General features: G+C 66.1%; 12 protein-coding genes. 8 read left to right on the forward strand and 4 right to left on the reverse strand.

The features are described from left to right. Positions 1-89 precede the first annotated feature (89 nt). Complete coding sequence (locus ACORJG_RS01340; RefSeq protein WP_427790956.1) at positions 90-1352, reverse strand: type III PLP-dependent enzyme; 1263 nt, start codon at positions 1350-1352, stop codon at positions 90-92. Between the two features lie 219 nt (positions 1353-1571). Between ACORJG_RS01340 and ACORJG_RS01345 the strand changes: the two genes are divergently transcribed. From ACORJG_RS01345 to ACORJG_RS01365, 5 genes are all read left to right on the forward strand, one after another. Then, the gene (locus ACORJG_RS01345; protein WP_427790957.1) at positions 1572-2804 is read left to right on the forward strand and encodes a DUF2254 domain-containing protein; all 1233 of its coding nucleotides are present in this window, start codon (positions 1572-1574) and stop codon (positions 2802-2804) included. Between the two features lie 109 nt (positions 2805-2913). After that, positions 2914-3708 (forward strand): phosphonate ABC transporter ATP-binding protein, encoded by a 795-nt coding sequence (phnC, locus tag ACORJG_RS01350; RefSeq protein ID WP_427790959.1) that lies wholly within the window; start codon positions 2914-2916, stop codon positions 3706-3708. Then, positions 3705-4724 carry a phosphate/phosphite/phosphonate ABC transporter substrate-binding protein gene (gene phnD, locus ACORJG_RS01355; protein WP_427790961.1) on the forward strand — a complete coding sequence of 340 codons (1020 nt, stop codon included), beginning with the start codon at positions 3705-3707 and terminating at the stop codon, positions 4722-4724. The genes phnC and phnD overlap by 4 nt, the downstream gene beginning before the upstream one ends. Beyond that, on the forward strand, positions 4721-5533 hold the full coding sequence (gene phnE, locus ACORJG_RS01360; protein ID WP_427790963.1) for a phosphonate ABC transporter, permease protein PhnE: 813 nt from the start codon (positions 4721-4723) through the stop codon (positions 5531-5533). Before phnD ends, phnE begins: the two co-directional genes overlap by 4 nt. Before the next feature lie 116 nt (positions 5534-5649). After that, positions 5650-6723, forward strand: a complete 1074-nt coding sequence (locus tag ACORJG_RS01365; RefSeq protein WP_427790965.1) for a substrate-binding domain-containing protein — start codon at positions 5650-5652, stop codon at positions 6721-6723. A 94-nt stretch (positions 6724-6817) separates the two neighbouring features. On the opposite strand, the gene ACORJG_RS01370 is transcribed toward ACORJG_RS01365, so the two are convergent. Then, positions 6818-7903, reverse strand: coding sequence for a glycosyltransferase family 4 protein (locus tag ACORJG_RS01370; protein ID WP_427790967.1), 1086 nt, complete (start codon positions 7901-7903; stop codon positions 6818-6820). A 265-nt stretch (positions 7904-8168) separates the two neighbouring features. On the opposite strand from ACORJG_RS01370, the gene putA reads away from it, so the two are divergent. The 3 genes from putA to ACORJG_RS01385 all read left to right on the forward strand — a co-directional run bounded on the left by putA (position 8169) and on the right by ACORJG_RS01385 (position 13803). Continuing rightward, positions 8169-11279, forward strand: coding sequence for a bifunctional proline dehydrogenase/L-glutamate gamma-semialdehyde dehydrogenase PutA (gene putA, locus ACORJG_RS01375; RefSeq protein WP_427790969.1), 3111 nt, complete (start codon positions 8169-8171; stop codon positions 11277-11279). A 186-nt stretch (positions 11280-11465) separates the two neighbouring features. Next, on the forward strand, positions 11466-12470 hold the full coding sequence (locus tag ACORJG_RS01380) for a hypothetical protein (RefSeq protein WP_427790970.1): 1005 nt from the start codon (positions 11466-11468) through the stop codon (positions 12468-12470). 106 nt (positions 12471-12576) lie between these two features. After that, entirely contained in the window at positions 12577-13803 is a 1227-nt protein-coding gene (locus ACORJG_RS01385; protein WP_427790972.1) for a hypothetical protein, read from the forward strand. A 44-nt stretch (positions 13804-13847) separates the two neighbouring features. Here ACORJG_RS01385 and ACORJG_RS01390 read toward each other — a convergent pair whose 3' ends face one another. Then, positions 13848-14771, reverse strand: coding sequence for a hydroxymethylglutaryl-CoA lyase (locus tag ACORJG_RS01390; RefSeq protein ID WP_427790974.1), 924 nt, complete (start codon positions 14769-14771; stop codon positions 13848-13850). Next, complete coding sequence (locus tag ACORJG_RS01395; protein WP_427790975.1) at positions 14768-16459, reverse strand: ArnT family glycosyltransferase; 1692 nt, start codon at positions 16457-16459, stop codon at positions 14768-14770. Before ACORJG_RS01395 ends, ACORJG_RS01390 begins: the two co-directional genes overlap by 4 nt. Between the last annotated feature and the right edge of the window lie 16 nt (positions 16460-16475).

A 16475-nucleotide genomic window follows, 5' to 3' on the forward strand; every position in this document is an offset into this window, starting at 1 on the left:
ATAAGGAACAGCGGCCCGGACGGAGCGACGGGCCGCTGCTTGTATCAAAGCCTTGAGACATTTTTCAGTTCAAGGCGTGATGCGATGGATCAGCGCCTGCGCCTGCGCTGGCCCGCCTTGCCCTTGGGACGCGACAGGCGGACGACCTTGCGGGCGTTCTCCTCGGCCGTGGTGCGTACGGTCGGGATGGAGCGCGGCGCCAGGCCGTACATCGAACCCATGGGGGCGTCCTCGACCACGGCGATCTCGTGTTCGCCATAGCCGTTGAAGCCGGTGGTCATGGCCACGCCATAGGCACCCAGCATGCCGATCTCGATGAAGTCGCCTTCCTGGACGTCGGCGGGCAGCCAGAACGGACCCGGCATGTGGTCGATGCTGTCGCAGGTCGGACCATAGAAGCGGAAGGGCTTCAGCTCCGACGACGACTCGCCGTCCCGGACCAGCTTGGTCGGGAAGGGCCAGCGCGAGTGGGTGGCGTCGAACAGCGAGCCGTACGACCCGTCGTTCAGATAAAGGGCGTCGCCCTTGCGCAGGTCCACGCGGCACAGCACCGACGACGATTCCGCCACCAGCGCCCGGCCGGGTTCGCACCACAGCTCGGTCGTTTCCGACACCGGCATCTCGTTGAAGCCGCGATGGATGGCGTCGGCGTATTCGCTCAGGTCCGGCGGGACCATGCCCGGATAGACCGAAGGGAAGCCGCCGCCGACATCGACGATGTCGACGAAGACGCCCGCCTTCTTGATGGCGCGGCCGACCTGGGTCATCGCCGCCTCATAGGCCGAGGGGCGCATGCACTGCGAACCGACGTGGAACGACACGCCCATCAGGCCGTCCTTGACCGCATGGCGCGTCGCCAGCAGCAGGGCGGGGGCCTGATCCGGAGTGACGCCGAACTTGCCCGACAGCGAATAGGCGGCGCCGTCGGCCGACACGCCCATGCGGACGATCAGGTTCAGGTCCTCGGCGTGGCCGGTAGCCTCGAGGATCTTGTTCAGTTCGTCATGGCTGTCGAGCACGAAGGTGCGCACGCCATGATCGGCATAGGCCGCACGGATGGCGCCGCGGCTCTTGACCGGGTGCATGAAGGCCAGACGTGCGTCAGGGCTGACCGACCGAACCAGTTCGATCTCGGCCAGGGACGCAACGTCGAAGGCGTTGACGCCCTGTTCGACCAGAATCTCGATGATCCAGCGCGAAGGGTTCGCCTTCACTGCGTAGAAGACGTCGGCTTTTAGATTATCCTGGAACCATTGCGCCGCTACGGCAACGGAGCGAGGGCGCACGAGTGCGACCGGACGCTCCGGGGACCGCTGACGGACCAGGTCCAGGGGAAGCTGGTACGTGTGCAACTCACGTAACCCCCTGATGATTGTTAAACCCAGACCCGGCGTTAGCGGCGCAAGTAGGACCTACGGGGTCCGCCGGAACGCGCGATATGGGGTCATTGGGCTGTCATGTAAAGTGGAAAAATTGCGGCAGGGACACGCTGCGCGGCGACGTGACGCCGCAGCAGGCGTCCGGGCAACCAGCATGAAGGCGATGCGTTGGGCGGCAATGGGAGGCTCTGCATGAACCGTTGGCTGTTTCTGATTCAAAAGGCGTCGCGCCAGCTGTGGTGGCGCGCCAGCCTCTATGCGCTTTTCGGCGTGCTGGCGGCCTTGCTGGCTGCAGTCGGCGCACCCTATGTGCCCGAAGCCCTGTCGGACCGGCTGGGCGGCTCGTCGGTCGAGGCCGTGCTGACCATTCTGGCGTCCAGCCTGCTGGCGGTGGCGACTTTTTCGCTGGGCGCGATGGTGACGGCCTACACCAGCGTCTCTTCCTCGGCGACGCCGCGCGCGGCGGCGCTGGTGACCGGCGATGAAAGCACCCAGAAGTCGCTGGCCACCTTCGTCGGCGCCTTCCTCTATTCCGTGGTCGGGGTGACGGCGATCAACGCCGAATATTACGGGCCGGGCGGTCGGGCGATCCTCTTTATACTGAGTTTGGGCGTGGTGGCGCTGGTCGCCTTCCGCCTGCTGGCCTGGGTCAGCCGTCTGACCAGTCTGGCGCGTCTGGGGCACACCATCGCCCAGGTCGAGGCGCGCACCTCCGCCGCCATGCAGGCCTATGCCCGTTCGCCCCGGCTGGGCGGCGCCGAAGGCCACGTCGCCGACGGCGTCGAGATCGGCAGCGAGGTGGCGGGCCATGTCCAGAACATCGACGTGCGCCTGTTGCAGTCCCTGGCCGAGGCGCAGGACCGGCAGGTCGAGGTTCTGGTGCGCCCCGGCGCCTTCATGATGCGCGGCCAGCCCCTGGCCCGGCTGTCCGGGGACCGTCCTGACGAAGAGGAGCTGGCGGCGTGGCGCGGCGCCTTCATTCTAGATGCGGACCGCACCTTCGATCAGGATCCCCGCTATGGGCTGATCGTGCTGGGCGAGATTGCGGCCAAGGCGCTGTCGCCGGGCATCAATGACGCCGGCACGGCCATTCAGGTCATCGGCGCGGGTGCGCGCCTGCTGGATGACTGGGCCCTGACCTGTCAGGGGGCCGAGGGCGACAATGGAAGCTGCAGCCGCCTGTTCGCGCCCACGGTGTCGGCGCGTGACATGGTCGAGGATCTTTACGCCCCCATCATCCGCTACGGCTCGTCGGACGTGTCGGTGGCGATCAAGATGCAGAAGACGCTGGCGGTGCTGTCGCAGCGCGACGGCGACCTGGGCCGGGCGGCGCTGCACACGGCGCAGTGGGCGCGCGAGGCGGCGCTGAGAAAGCTGGATGACCCCGTCGAACGGGCCGCCTTCGAAGACGACACTCGGGTGTGAGGTCGCGCCGCACTGGACGAAATCGACGCAGACATGCCATTAAGACTTGCCCTTGCGCTCGTCTCGCGTCATGCGGCGCCCCCTTTGTCGCAACCTCATCCATGGGTTCATGAGTTCTTCAACAGCCGCCGTCGCGTCCGTACGCGACGTCTCGAAGACCTACGGGGCCAGAAAGGCGCTCGACGGCGTGTCCGTCGAGGTCGGCGCCGGTGAAATGGTCGCCCTGATCGGTCCGTCCGGTTCGGGCAAGTCCACCCTGCTGCGCTCGATCACCGGCCTGCACCCGATCGATCCGGGCGGAAGCATCTCCGTCTTCGGCGATGTGGTTCAGCAGAACGGCCGCGTCACGGGCGCCGTGCGCCTCGCCCGCAGCCGTCTGGGCATGATCTTCCAGCAGTTCAATCTGGTGGGGCGTCTTAGCCTGTTCTCCAACGTCATGCTGGGCGCGCTTGGCCGTCTGCCGTCGTGGCGCGGCCTGTTCGGCGTCTGGCCGGCGGCGGACAAGGACAAGGCCATGGCGGCCCTGCACCGCGTCGGCGTGTCCGATTACGCCGCCCAGCGCGCCAACACCCTGTCGGGCGGCCAACAGCAGCGCGGCGCCATCGCCCGCGCCATCGTCCAGGGCGCCAAGGCCATTCTGGCCGACGAACCTGTCGCCTCGCTGGATCCGGTGTCGGCCCGCAAGGTGATGGAGCTGCTGGTCGAGCTGAACAAGCGCGACGGCATGGGCGTCATCGTCACCCTGCACCAGGTGGACTACGCCATCCGCTACTGCGACCGCGTCGTCGCCCTGCAGAAGGGCAAGGTGGTCTACGACGGCCCGTCCACGGGGCTGGACACCAAGCGCCTGATCGAAATCTACGGTCCCGAATACGAGGACGCGTTCTGGGAAGCCAAGGCATGACCCATTCCAAACTGACCCGCCGGATGCTGGGCGCCGCCGTCGCCGCGACGCTGAGCCTTGGCCTGACCCTCGGCTTGGCCGCCTGCGGCAAGGGCGACGAAAAGGCGCCGGGCGCCGCGCCGTCGGAAATCACCTTCTCCATCCTGTCGGCGGAAGGCCAGGCCTCGGCCGGGCCGCTGTGGCAGCCGCTGCTGGACGATATGTCCAAGGCCATCGGCGTGCCGGTGAAGCCCTATTTCGGCTCGAACTACACCGTGCTGGTCGAGGCCATGCGCGGCAACCACACCCAGGTCGGCTGGTTCTCGGCCAAGCCCGAGGTCGAGGCCATCGACCGCGCCAACGCCGAGGTCATCGCCCGCACCGTCAACCGCGAAGGGCTGGATTCCTATCAGTCGACCCTGATCGTCAAAAAGGGCTCGGGCATCACGCTGGACAAGGTGCTGGCCTGCGGCAAGGTCTACAACTTCGGCATCGGCGACGCTCAGTCGACCTCGGGCACGCTGGCGCCCATGACCTTCCTGTTCAATGAGCGCGGTATCGCTCCCGCCCAGTGCTTCAAGACGGTGCGTTCGGCCAACCATCAGGCCAACGCCTTCGGCGTCGCCACCGGCGTCATCGACGTGGCCACCTCCAACAGCGTCAACCTGATCTTCATGCGCCGCGAGAACGCCCAGCTGGCCGATCAGATCGAGGAGATCTGGACCTCGCCGCCCGTGCCCGAGAGCGGCATCGTCGTGCGTCAGGATCTGGACCCGGCGATCAAGGAAAAGATCCGCGGCTTCTTCCTGACCTATGGCCAGGGCGAGGGCGCCGAGGCCGAGCGTCAGCGCAAGGTGCTGGCGAATCTGGAATATTCCCGCTTCGCTCCGGCCGATGATTCCTATCTGAACCCGATCCGCGAAATGATCGCCGACCAGAAGCGCGCCGAGGCCGAGGCCAAGGGCGACAAGGCCGGCGCCGCCGCTGCGGCCGCTGAAATCCAGCGCCTGCGCAGCCTGCGTGAGGTTCAACCTTGACCTCGGCGCCGCTTACGGCCTCGACGGTTCCGTCCGCGCCGCGCAAGTCCGCCCTGTCCTGGGCGCTGGACATGCTGGTGTGGGGCGGGATCGCTGTGGTCCTGCTGTACAGCATCGATGCGGTCGATCTGGGCAATGTCTCGCGCCTGTTCTCGGGTAATGAGAGCACCCGGCTGTTCGTCCAGGACCTGCTGCGGCCGGACTTCTCCGACTGGAAGCTGTTCGTCGCCAAGATGTGGGAGACGGTCCAGATCGCCCTGTGGGGCACCTTCCTGGCCGTGCTGGTCGGCATTCCGCTGGGTCTGGCGGCCGCCCGCAACATGGCGCCCGTCTGGGTCGTGACGCCGGTGCGCTGGGTGATGAACCTGCTGCGTTCGGTGCCGGATCTGGTGATCGGCCTGCTGTTCGTCACCGCCGTGGGCCTCGGCCCGCTGGCAGGGGTTCTGGCCATCGCCCTGAACACGGCGGGCGTGCTGGCCAAGCTGTTCTCCGAAGCGGTCGAGTCGATCGACAAGGGGCCGGTCGAAGGCGTGCGCGCCACCGGCGCCTCCAAGCTGCACGAGATCGTCTGGGGCGTGATCCCGCAGGTGGCGCCGCTGTGGACCTCCTTCGCCCTTTACCGTTTCGAATCGAACAGCCGCTCGGCCACCGTGCTGGGCCTGATCGGGGCGGGCGGCATCGGTCAGGTGCTGTTCGACAGCATGAACGCCTTCAACTTCAAGGCCGTGTCCGCCATCGTCATCATCGTGGTCATCGCCGTGACCCTGATCGACACCCTGTCGCAGGTCATGCGCCGGCGCCTGCTCTGACGGCGGCGTCATAAGGCTGCGGACAGGTTTCCACTGACTGTCACAAAGGTCTGGCCGGACCGTCACAATCTCCTGCTTTAAGCGTCGCACACTGACGACTTGGAGAAGGTCCGGCCATGATCCGCACACTGAAGTTCACGGCCTGCGCGGCCGCCCTGCTGGCCCTTGCGGCCTGCGGAAACAATGAGGGCGGCGCCGCCCCCGGTTCGCAGAAGGCTCGCACGGGCATCTGGTCAGCCGGTTCCTCGACCGTCTTCCCCTTCTCGACCCGCGTGGCCGAAACCTTCGCCCGCAACGGCGGCGGTTCGGCGCCCCGCGTTGAAGCGCTCGGCACCGGCGGCGGCATTCAGGCCTTCTGCGCCGGCGTCGGCCCCTCGACCCCGGACATCGCCAACGCTTCGCGCCCGATGAAGCAGAGCGAGTTCGATCGCTGCGTCGCCAACGGCGTCACCGACATCGTCGAGATCAAGATCGGCTATGACGGCATCGTCGTCGCCACCGCCCGCACCGGCGCCAGCTTCAACCTGGAACTGAACGACCTCTATGAGGCCCTGGCCAAGGAAACGCCGGGCGCCGATGGTCAGCTCGGCCCCAATGCAGCCAAGACGTGGAACGACGTCAACAAGGCTCTGCCGACCACCCGGATCCAGGTCTACGGCCCGCCGCCGACCTCGGGCACGCGCGACGCCTTCCTGGAACTGGGCATGGCGCCGGGCGCCAAGCTGATCCCGGCTGTCGCCGCCATTGAAAAGCAGGACAAGACCCGTTTCGAGACCGTCGCCCACACCCTGCGTGAAGACGGCGCCTGGATCGACGCGGGCGAGAACGACAACGCCATCGTCCAGACCCTGAGCCGCACCCCCGGTTCGATCGGCGTGTTCGGTTTCTCCTTCCTGGAGCAGAACATGGACACGGTGAAGGCCGAGACGATCGACGGCGTGGCCCCCTCGGTCGCCAGCATCGCCGACGGCTCCTACCCGTTGGCCCGCAGCCTCTACATCTACGTCAAGAAGGCCCACATCGGCGTGACGCCGGGTCTTGAACAGTTCGTGCAGGAGTTCATCTCGGACGGCGCCGCCGGTCGCGGCGGCTATCTGCAGGATCGCGGTCTGGTGCCTCTGCCCGCCGAAGAACTGGCGGCGGAACGCGCCAAGGCCTCGGCCATGACCTCGATGGGCCGCCCGAACTGATCGCAGCAGGTCTGAAACGCGAAACGCCCCGGACGATATCCGGGGCGTTTTTTTGTTGGCCGCTGTCCTGGCCGCGAGCGCCTCTGCTGAGGTTTCAGGCCGCGACGCGGCGCCGCAGTCGGGTCACGCGCCGCAGGCGGCGCCAGAAACGACCGCGCGCGGGTTCGGGATAGGGTTGCAGGTTCTCGATGAACTGCTCGGCCGAGGCCCGCCAGCTGAACTTCTCGGCGTAGGCGCGGACGTCCTTGCGATCCAGTTCCAGGCATTTCATGCAGGCGGTCTTCAGGTCGTCGTCGATGAAGCCCGCGCCCGAGCCTGGGATGATGTCGATCGGGCCGTGCGCCGGATAGGCGGCGACCGGTGTGCCCGTGCCCATGGCCTCCAGGATCACCAGGCCGAAGGTGTCGGTCCAGCTGGGGAAGACGAAGACGTCGGCGTCGGCGAAGCAGCGCGCCAGATCCTCGCCGAACTTGGCGCCGAGGAATTTCGCGTCCGGATATTTCTCTTCCAGTTCGGCGCGGGCCGGGCCGTCGCCGACGATGATCTTGGTGCCGGGCAGGTCCAGTTCCAGGAAGGTCTCGATGTTCTTTTCGACCGCCACGCGGCCGACGTTCAGGAAGAAGGGGCGGGGCCAGTTCTCGGCGCCCATTTCCTTGTAGATCGGCTCCAGATCGGGACGGAACAGATCGGTGTCGACGCCGCGTGTCCACGGCGAGACGTTCTTGAAGCCATGCTCGACCAGTTCGTCGCGCAGGGTCGGGGTGGCGACCATCAGCCGTCCCGACGGCTTGTGGAACCACTTCATATAGGCGTAGCCGACCTGAACCGGGATCGGGAATCGTGCAGATACGTATTCCGGGAATTTGGTATGATAGCTGGTCGTGAACGGCAGCTTCCACTCTACGCAGATGCGGCGCGTGGCGATGCCCAGCGGTCCCTCGGTGGCGATGTGGACGGCTTCGGGTTCAAAGGCGCGCAGGCGTTCGCGGATTTCTTCCTCGGCGCCCAGCGCCAGGCGGATCTCGGGATAGGTCGGGCAGGGGATGGTCTTGAACTGGCTGGGTTCTATGACCTCGACCTCATGACCCATGGCGCGGCATTCAGCCACGGTGCGGGTCAGGGTGCGGACGACGCCGTTGACCTGAGGCTCCCAGGCGTCGGTGACCAGAACGATGCGCATTGAAATCGAGTGGGCCTTTGAGCCGTTTCGTCGAGCAGGCCCTTCTAGACGTTCCGCATGACGAAGGCGAGACGGCATGATAAAGCGCCGCCTGAACGGGGTTCACCTCTTCGCGAACGGCGTCTTGAGCCGAACCTCATTTCTCTGTGCGGGAAATGACAGAAGATTTTGCTTTTTCTTGAATTTTATACGCGCCCTGCGGCAATGATGCGCTGCACATTCGGTCATTCTCGCCATATATGCAGAAATTCACAGGATGGATTTCATGACGCCGACCGATCTTCGCCATTGGGATGAGCTGGACCGGAACAAGTACCGGGACGAACGTGAGGTGGTGGCCGAACTGCTGGCCGCCGAACCCCTGACGCCTGACGGTCGCGCGGCGGTTCTGAACGACGCCATCGGCCTGGTTGAAAGCGCGCGCAAGAGCCAGAAGCGTCAGGGCGTGGTCGAAAGCTTCCTGCAGGAGTTCAGCCTGGGCACCCGCGAAGGTCTGGCCCTGATGTGCCTGGCCGAAGCCCTGCTGCGTACGCCGGACGCCGACACCCGCGACCGTCTGATCGCCGAGAAGATCGGCTCGGCCGACTGGGCCAGCCATATGGGCCAGTCCGACAGCCTGTTCGTCAACGCCTCGACCTGGGGCCTGATGCTGACCGGCAAGCTGGTCGACGTCGACGATGAGGCGCGCAGCGACCTGCCGAACTTCCTCAAGCGTCTGGTCGGGCGTCTGGGCGAGCCGGTCATCCGCCAGGCCGTCGCCACCGCCGTGAAGATCATGGGCGAGCAGTTCGTCGTCGGCCGCACCATCGACGCCGCGCTGAAGCGTTCGGACCGCGAAAACTGGCTGTGCAGCTTCGACATGCTGGGCGAGGGCGCCCGCACCGCCGCCGACGCCGAGCGCTATGAGAAGATCTACGCCGACGCCATCGAGGCCGTGGGCAAAACCGCCAAGGGCGAAGGCCCCGAGCGCGGCCACGGCGTCTCGGTCAAGCTGTCGGCTCTGTCGCCGCGCTATCAGGCGGTGCAGGAGGACCGGGTCTGGGAAGAGCTGTATCCCCGCATCCTGCGTCTGGCGCTGATCGCCGCCAAATACGACATCAACTACACGATCGACGCCGAAGAGGCCGACCGTCTGGCCCTGTCGCTGAAGCTGCTTGAGCGGCTGGCGCGCGAACCGGCGCTGGGCGACTGGCAGGGTCTGGGCCTCGCCGTTCAGGCCTATCAGAAGCGCACCACCGAGACGGTGGCCAAGCTGGCCGAACTGGCCAGGTCCTCGGGCCGTCGCCTGATGGTGCGCCTGGTCAAGGGCGCCTATTGGGACACTGAGATCAAGCTGGCCCAGGTCAACGGCCGCACCGACTATCCGGTCTTCACGACCAAGCCCGCGACCGACCTGAACTATCTGGTCTGCGCCAAGGCGCTGATCGAGGCCTCGCCCTACATCTTCTCGCAGTTCGCCACCCACAACGCCCACACCCTGGCCGCCGTGCACCGCATGGCCGCCGATCGCGGCGTGACCATCGAGTTCCAGCGCCTGCACGGCATGGGCGAGGCCCTCTATGACGGCGCCAAGGTCGAGTGGGGCGATGTCGTCGTGCGCGCCTACGCCCCCGTCGGCGGCCACGAAGAACTGCTGCCCTACCTGGTGCGCCGCCTGCTTGAGAACGGCGCCAACTCCTCCTTCGTCCACGCCCTGCTGGACGAGCGCGTGCCTGCGGCCGACGTGGCCGCCGATCCCATCACCTCGGTCGAGGCCCAGCCTGACCGCCATCCGAAGATCCCTGTACCCATGAACATCTACGGTGACCGCCAGAACTCCCTCGGCCGCGACTATTCGCAGGCTTCCGACCGCGAGCGCCATGCGGCCGCTCTGGAACGCGTCGACAGCGAGAAGCTGACCGCCGGCCCGATCATCGGCGGCAAGCTGCGCGCCGGAGTGAACGCACAGGACGTCACCAACCCCTATGACCGTTCGCAGGTTCTGGGCCACGTCTCCGAAGCCTCGACCGAGGACGTCGACGCCGCCATCAACGCCGCCGCCGAGGCCCAGGTTGCCTGGGACCGTCTGGGCGGCGCGGGCCGCGCCCCGGTGCTGCGCGCCATGGCCGACGCCCTGGAGGCCGATCTGGACCGTCTGGTCGCCCTGCTGTCGCGTGAAGCGGGCAAGACGCTGAACGACGGCGTGGCCGAGGTGCGCGAAGCCGCCGACTTCTGCCGCTACTACGCCCTGCTGGCCGAGCGCGACTTCGGCGGCCGCCAAACCCTGAAGGGCCCGACCGGCGAGACCAATGAACTGGTCCTGCACGGCCGCGGCGTTTTCGCCTGCATCAGCCCGTGGAACTTCCCGCTGGCCATCTTCACCGGCCAGATCGCCGCCGCGCTCGCCGCCGGCAACGCCGTTGTGGCCAAGCCCGCCGAGCAGACGCCGCTGATCGCCGCCGAAGCCGTGCGCCTCTACTACAAGGCCGGTCTGAACCCGAACCTGCTGGCCCTGGTCCCCGGTCGCGGCGAGACGGTCGGCGTGGCCCTGACCAACCATCCGGGCATCGACGGCGTGGCCTTCACCGGCGGCACCGACACCGCCTCGGCGATCAACCGCGGCCTGGCCGCGCGCCCCGGCGCCATCATCCCTTTCATCGCCGAGACGGGCGGCCTGAACGGCATGTTCGTCGACACCACGGCGCTGAAGGAACAGATCATCGACGACGTCATCCTGTCGGCCTTCGGCTCGGCCGGTCAGCGTTGCTCGGCCCTGCGCGTCCTCTATGCGCCCAAGGATTCGGCCGACGCCCTGATCGAGGGCCTGAAGGGCGCGCTGGCCGCCCAGGTGCTAGGCGACCCGACCGACGCCAGGACTGACATCGGCCCGGTGATCGACGCCGAAAGCCGCGCCAATCTGGAAGCCCACGTCGAACGCCTGTCCAAGGAAGCCAAGATCATCGCCCGCGCCGAACTGCCGGCCGGCGCTGATAAGGGCGACCTGTTCGCCCCGACCATCGCCGAGATCCCGACCCCGGACTTCCTGGAGCGTGAAGTCTTCGGCCCGATCCTGCACGTCTACCGTTATGAGCCGAAGGATCTGGAAAAGGTCGCCGGCAAGCTGGCCGCGCGCGGCTTCGGCCTGACGCTGGGCGTCCACAGCCGCATCGACGCCTTCGCCAAGGAAGTGATGGAGTTGGTCCCGGCGGGCAACGTCTACGTCAACCGCTCGATCATCGGCGCGGTGGTCGGCGTCCAGCCCTTCGGCGGCGAAGGCCTGTCCGGCACCGGCCCCAAGGCCGGCGGCCCCAACAGCCTGATCCGCTACGCCGCCGAAAAGGCCATCAGCATCAACATCGCAGCTCAAGGCGGCGACCCGGCGCTGCTGAACCTGTGACACCACGTTGCAGCGCTCTGTGGGACAGCGCGCTGCAACGCTTCTGCGACCTCGACGTTTGTTATCGATTCAGCCTTCTGAATGGTGTCATGCGTCTGGCTGATCGGTGCTTTCTTCTGTCTGCTCGTGCTGCTAGGCACGTGCATTCGTCCAGGGCTCGCAAGATGCTGACATGGGATCGCCAGTGTGACTGAAGTCGTAAAGCGGGTTGGCCAGTTTTTCCGGCAGATTAATCGGCTTCCGGGCCGGACGACCCAGCTGGAACGCAAGGTGGACCGTCTGCTGAAGCTGGTCATTGAGCAGAAGCGTGAAAATCTGCTGATGCTGGACGCCCTGTCATTGCCGTCGAGAGACCAGTGGCTGGGCCAGCCGCCACTCATCAGCGGCGAGCCGGGGCAAAAGGTGTTCGACGCCGCCGCCATGTGTCGGCAGGACAGTTTTCGTCAGCCTTATTTTTCGTACTGGACCCAACGACTCGGCGAGTCCTTGCGTTATCATCGCAAGCTTTGGGAGTTCGTTTTTATCGCGCAGGCCCTGTGGGAACGCGGCGTCGTCACGACCGGTCGCAAGGGGTTGGGTTTTGGCGTGGGCACTGAACCGCTTTCGGCATTCTTCGCCTCACAGGGCGTCAAGGTGATGGCGACCGATCTGATGCTGGAAGGCGCCGTCAGTCTGGGTTGGACCCAAACCAACCAGCACGCGGCCGGCAAGGAAGCGCTGCGTAAGCCCGCCATCTGTCCCGATGACCTGTTTGACCGCAATGTTGAGTTTCGCGCGTGCGATATGAACGCGGTTCCAGATGATCTGACGGGGTATGATTTCTGTTGGTCGGCTTGCGCTCTGGAGCACCTGGGATCCATCGACAAGGGGCTGACTTTTATCGAGCGATCCGTTCAGTGCCTGAAGCCGGGCGGTTGGGCGATTCATACGACTGAGTTCAATGTCCTGTCGAACCTTGAGACCGTGGATCACATGGAAACGGTGCTGTTCCGGCGCCGTGATCTGGAGGCCCTGGCTGAGCGCCTGCGCGCACAAGGTCATTTCGTCGCCCCGATCGACTGGAATCCGGGGGCGGAACCTCTGGATCGCTACTACGATATCGCGCCTTACAAGGAGCAGCCGCACCTGAAGGTGGCTCTGAGCGGTTTTGCGGCCACTTCAATCGGCTTCATCGTCCAGCGCGGGCAATAGCCGTCCCTGTCGCAGATGGCGGCCGCGCGGGGCCTAGATGACGGTGTGTTGCGATTTCAGTATGCTCTGAGCGCTGTGTTGTTTTAAAAACGGTCCAGGAGACCGTATGCTTGAGCTTTTTCGAAGCGATAATGTTGTTGTCCGAAGCGTGCCGACCTCGGATACACGTCGCTGGGTGGTGACTTTTGATAACTATGGCATCGGCCATGGTTTTGATCGCCCGGGCTTCGGAGAAGAATTCCTGCGTAATAACGGCATCTCTGCTGTGCATGTGATGGGCGTCGGGGATGACTGGTATCAGTATCCGGAAATGATCGCCGCCATGGCCGCCGTGCGCCAAGCCGTGGCGGGCGCTGAACGGGTCATGACCTATGGTTCGAGCATGGGCGGATATGCGGCTCTGCGGTTTGCGGATGCGGCGGGGGCTCATGCTGTTCTGGCGATTTCGCCGCAATACTCGGTCGATCCGCGCAAGGCTCCGTTTGAAAAGCGCTGGCTGCAGGATGGCAGACGCATTCAATGGCTGCCGGAGATCGACGGCAAACTGCATTGCGCAGTGAGCCCGGTGGTGGTGTTTGATCCGCAGGTCGATGACGGTCGACAGGTCGCCCTTATCCGAAAAGACATTAAAATTTCGTCGATACGCCTTCCCTATGTGTCTCATCCGGCGACGACTTTTTTGAGCGAGATCGGCCTGCTTAAACCGCTGGTTCTGCAGACCCTGTCCGGTGACATCAACGCGGCGACCTTCACGCGCCAGGCGCGCGAACAGCGACGTAAAAGCAGCGTCTACATCTCGAATCTTGCTCAGGCCCAGCCTGCTCACAGGTCCTCTGTGGCGCTTTCCCTGGGGCGTCTGTCGGTTGAGATGGCGCCAAGTAACCCATTAGCGGGTGTCGCTCTGGCGCAGATATTATCCGGCGCCGGTCAGCATGACCAGGCCGTCTGTGAGATGGAACGGGTTGTCAAACTGGCGAAAAACGAGCCCATCTATCTGATCCACTACGTCAATGTTTTGCGGGCGGCGCAGCGTCCGGCTGAGGCCCTGCCGTTCGCCAGACAGGTCGTCGAGGCCTGGCCTCAGATGGCGCACATTCATGCATGGGAAGGCGCTGTGTTGTGGGAGAGCGGCGCGTATCTCGACGCTGTCGCAGCCGTCGAACGGGCGATGTCGGGCGATCCTGAATGCCTGCGCTATCGACGGACGCTCAAGACATATCGCAGGCAGATGGTCGGGATTAAAGTCGGAGTGACCGGTCCGCTGAATTGGGTGAAGCGTTGGTCAGCCGGATGGTTGGGAACGGCTGCCCGCCCGTCGTCCCGAATGCGTTGAACGCCAGCATGTCTAATCGGCAGGCCTGGTGCTGTCGCTGACTGTCAGGCCGTCGACTTCGGCCATCCGCCTGCACGGCTGAGCGCGCTGGGGTTGGGCTTGCCGATCTGGGCGCCGATCCAGCGCGCCGTGTCGATCAGCCTGTCCAGATCATAGCCTGTGGTGAAGCCCGCGCGCTCCAGCATGTAGACCAGATCCTCGGTGGCGATATTGCCGGTGGCGCCGGGCGCGAACGGGCATCCTCCGATGCCGCCGACTGACGCGTCCAGAATGTCGACGCCCGCCTCGACGCCTGCGTAGGCGTTAGCCAGGCCGGTGTTGCGGGTGTCGTGGAAATGCAGGCGCAGGGTGGCGTCGGGGGCGGCCTTGCGGGCGGCCTCGACCTTTTTCGTCACGCTCCACGGATCGCCGACGCCGATGGTGTCGGCCAGGGCGATTTCGTCGACGCCCAGCGCGGCGATGCGGGCGACCAGATCGCTGACCTGTTCAACCGAGACTTCGCCGTCGAAGGGACAGCCCCAGACGCAGGACAGGGTGGCCGACAGTTTTGGCGAGGCGCCCGGCGCGCCGTCCGCATTGGCGCGGCCCGCGACGATGTCGGACAGCATCTGCACCTGTTGTTCGACGCTGAGGCCCTGGTTCTTGAGGCCGAAGCCGTCGGTGGCGGACATGGCGACGTTGACCTCGTCCACCGCCGTGCCCAGGGCGCGGTCATAGCCTTTGCCGTTCAGAACCAGGCCGATGCGGCTGCGGCCCTCCGTGCGGGGCAGGGCGGCCATGACCTCTTCGGCGCCCGCCATCTGAGGCACGTATTTGGGATGGACGAAGCTGACCGCCTCGATGCGCTTCGCCCCGGCCGTTTCCAGCCGCTGGACGAACTCGGCGCGGACGGCGGGCTCCAGCACTGTCTTTTCGTTCTGAAGGCCGTCGCGCGGCCCGACTTCGACGATCTGGATGAAGCGGCTCATCGGCGCGTGCTCTCCTGGTTCATGCTTCGCTCGCCTGCACCTGCGGGGGCATAGACGGTCAGGCGCACGTCGTCGCCCGAGGAATAGTTGTGGCCGGTGACGACGCCGACCGCGCGTCCGGCAGCGCCCAGATCGGCCAGGGCGCGGCGGAAGGCTTCATCGTCATGGCGTTCGACAATGGCAGGGCGTCCCTGGGCCAGAGCGCGGGCGGCGCCCGCCCCGTCGGTCAGCTGGGTGTCCTTGCCGGTCAGGAAGACGAAGCTGGGCTCGTGGAAGCCGGTGATGGCGACCGGCCCCGGATAGCGGCCCTGGGCGGGGCTCAGCTCGGCCGACTCCAGCGTCTGGACCAGCCGCGGCGCGATCGACAGCGGGCGCAGCTGGCGGATGGTCCCGGCCAGCCCTGCGTGGGCCAGAATTCCGAAGACGATGGCGATCAGCATCCCGGTGATGGCCGCGCGGTTGACCAGCAGGAAGCCGCCCACGGCGGCCGCCATGACGGCGAAGACGATGGTGACGGTGGCCCAGGTCTGGGCGGTCGAGCGGCCGAACTCGGTCAGGCCGTAGACGGTGATCAGGCAGATCATGATCGCCGCGAACAGTCCCAGCAGGGCGCCGGAAACGCGCGAGATCTTGCCGATCGGCTGGGTCAGGGCGGCGGCGGCCAGCAGGGCGATCGCCCCGAAGGTCGGCAGGGTGTAGTGCCACAGCTTGGTCGGCGCCAGTTCGAACATCAGCCAGGCCGGGATCAGCCAGCAGACGGCGAAGCGCACCGCCGGTTCCGCCCGCCGACGCCATCCGGTCGACAGGGCGGCGGGCAGCATCAGGGTGACGGGGAACAGCAGCAGCGGCGACAGCAGCACATACATGCCGGGGAAGCCGCCGTGGCTTTCGTGCGCGCCCGCGATCTTGGGCGCCAGATCGCCACCGATGGCTTCACGCCAGAAGCCGCCGTCGGTGGCGATGGTGATGGCGATGGCCCACGGCCCGACCAGCAGGGCGACCAGCGGCAGCCCCCAGCCCCAACCCAGCTGGCCCAGCCACTTGATGTTCCGGTCCCAGATCGACAGGGCGATGATGGTCAGGGCCACGACCAGCAGACCGATCGGCCCCTTGATCAGGATGGACAGGCCTATGCCGGTCCAGAACAGCAGCTTGTGCAGCCGGTCGGCCTTCTCGCCCGCCCGCGTGGACATATAGATGCGCGCCAGCGCCGCCATCGACAGGGTGGTCAGGCCCGCCAGCATGGCGTCGGTCTTGGCGATGCCCGCCTCAGTCGACAGCAGAAAGGTCGCCCCCAGCATGGCGCCCGCCAGAAAGCCCGCCCTGTTGCCGAACAGGGCCGCGCCCGCCCAGGCCACGGCCCAGGCCGCCAGCATGGCGCCCAGCAGCGACGGCAGGCGATAGGGCTGGATATTGCGGTCCTCGACGTCCGAGGTCGCGGCCACGGCGGCGGCCTGCATCCAGTAGATGCCGATGGGCTTCTTCCAGCGCGGCTCGTCCTGGAAGCGGATGTCGACATAGTCCCCGCCCTCCAGCATCTGGGCGGTCGCCTGGGCGAAACGGCTCTCGTCCCGGTCCAGCGGCGGCAGGAGCAGCAGGCCGGGCAGGCCCGCGATCAGGGCCAGCAGGGCCGCAAGGACGGGGCCGCGCCAGCCGGCGATGTAGCGATCCAGGTTCGGGCGGTTCATGGCGCAGTCGTATCAC

Source organism: Brevundimonas diminuta (assembly GCF_050310045.1).
GTDB classification, from domain to species: domain Bacteria; phylum Pseudomonadota; class Alphaproteobacteria; order Caulobacterales; family Caulobacteraceae; genus Brevundimonas; species Brevundimonas diminuta_F.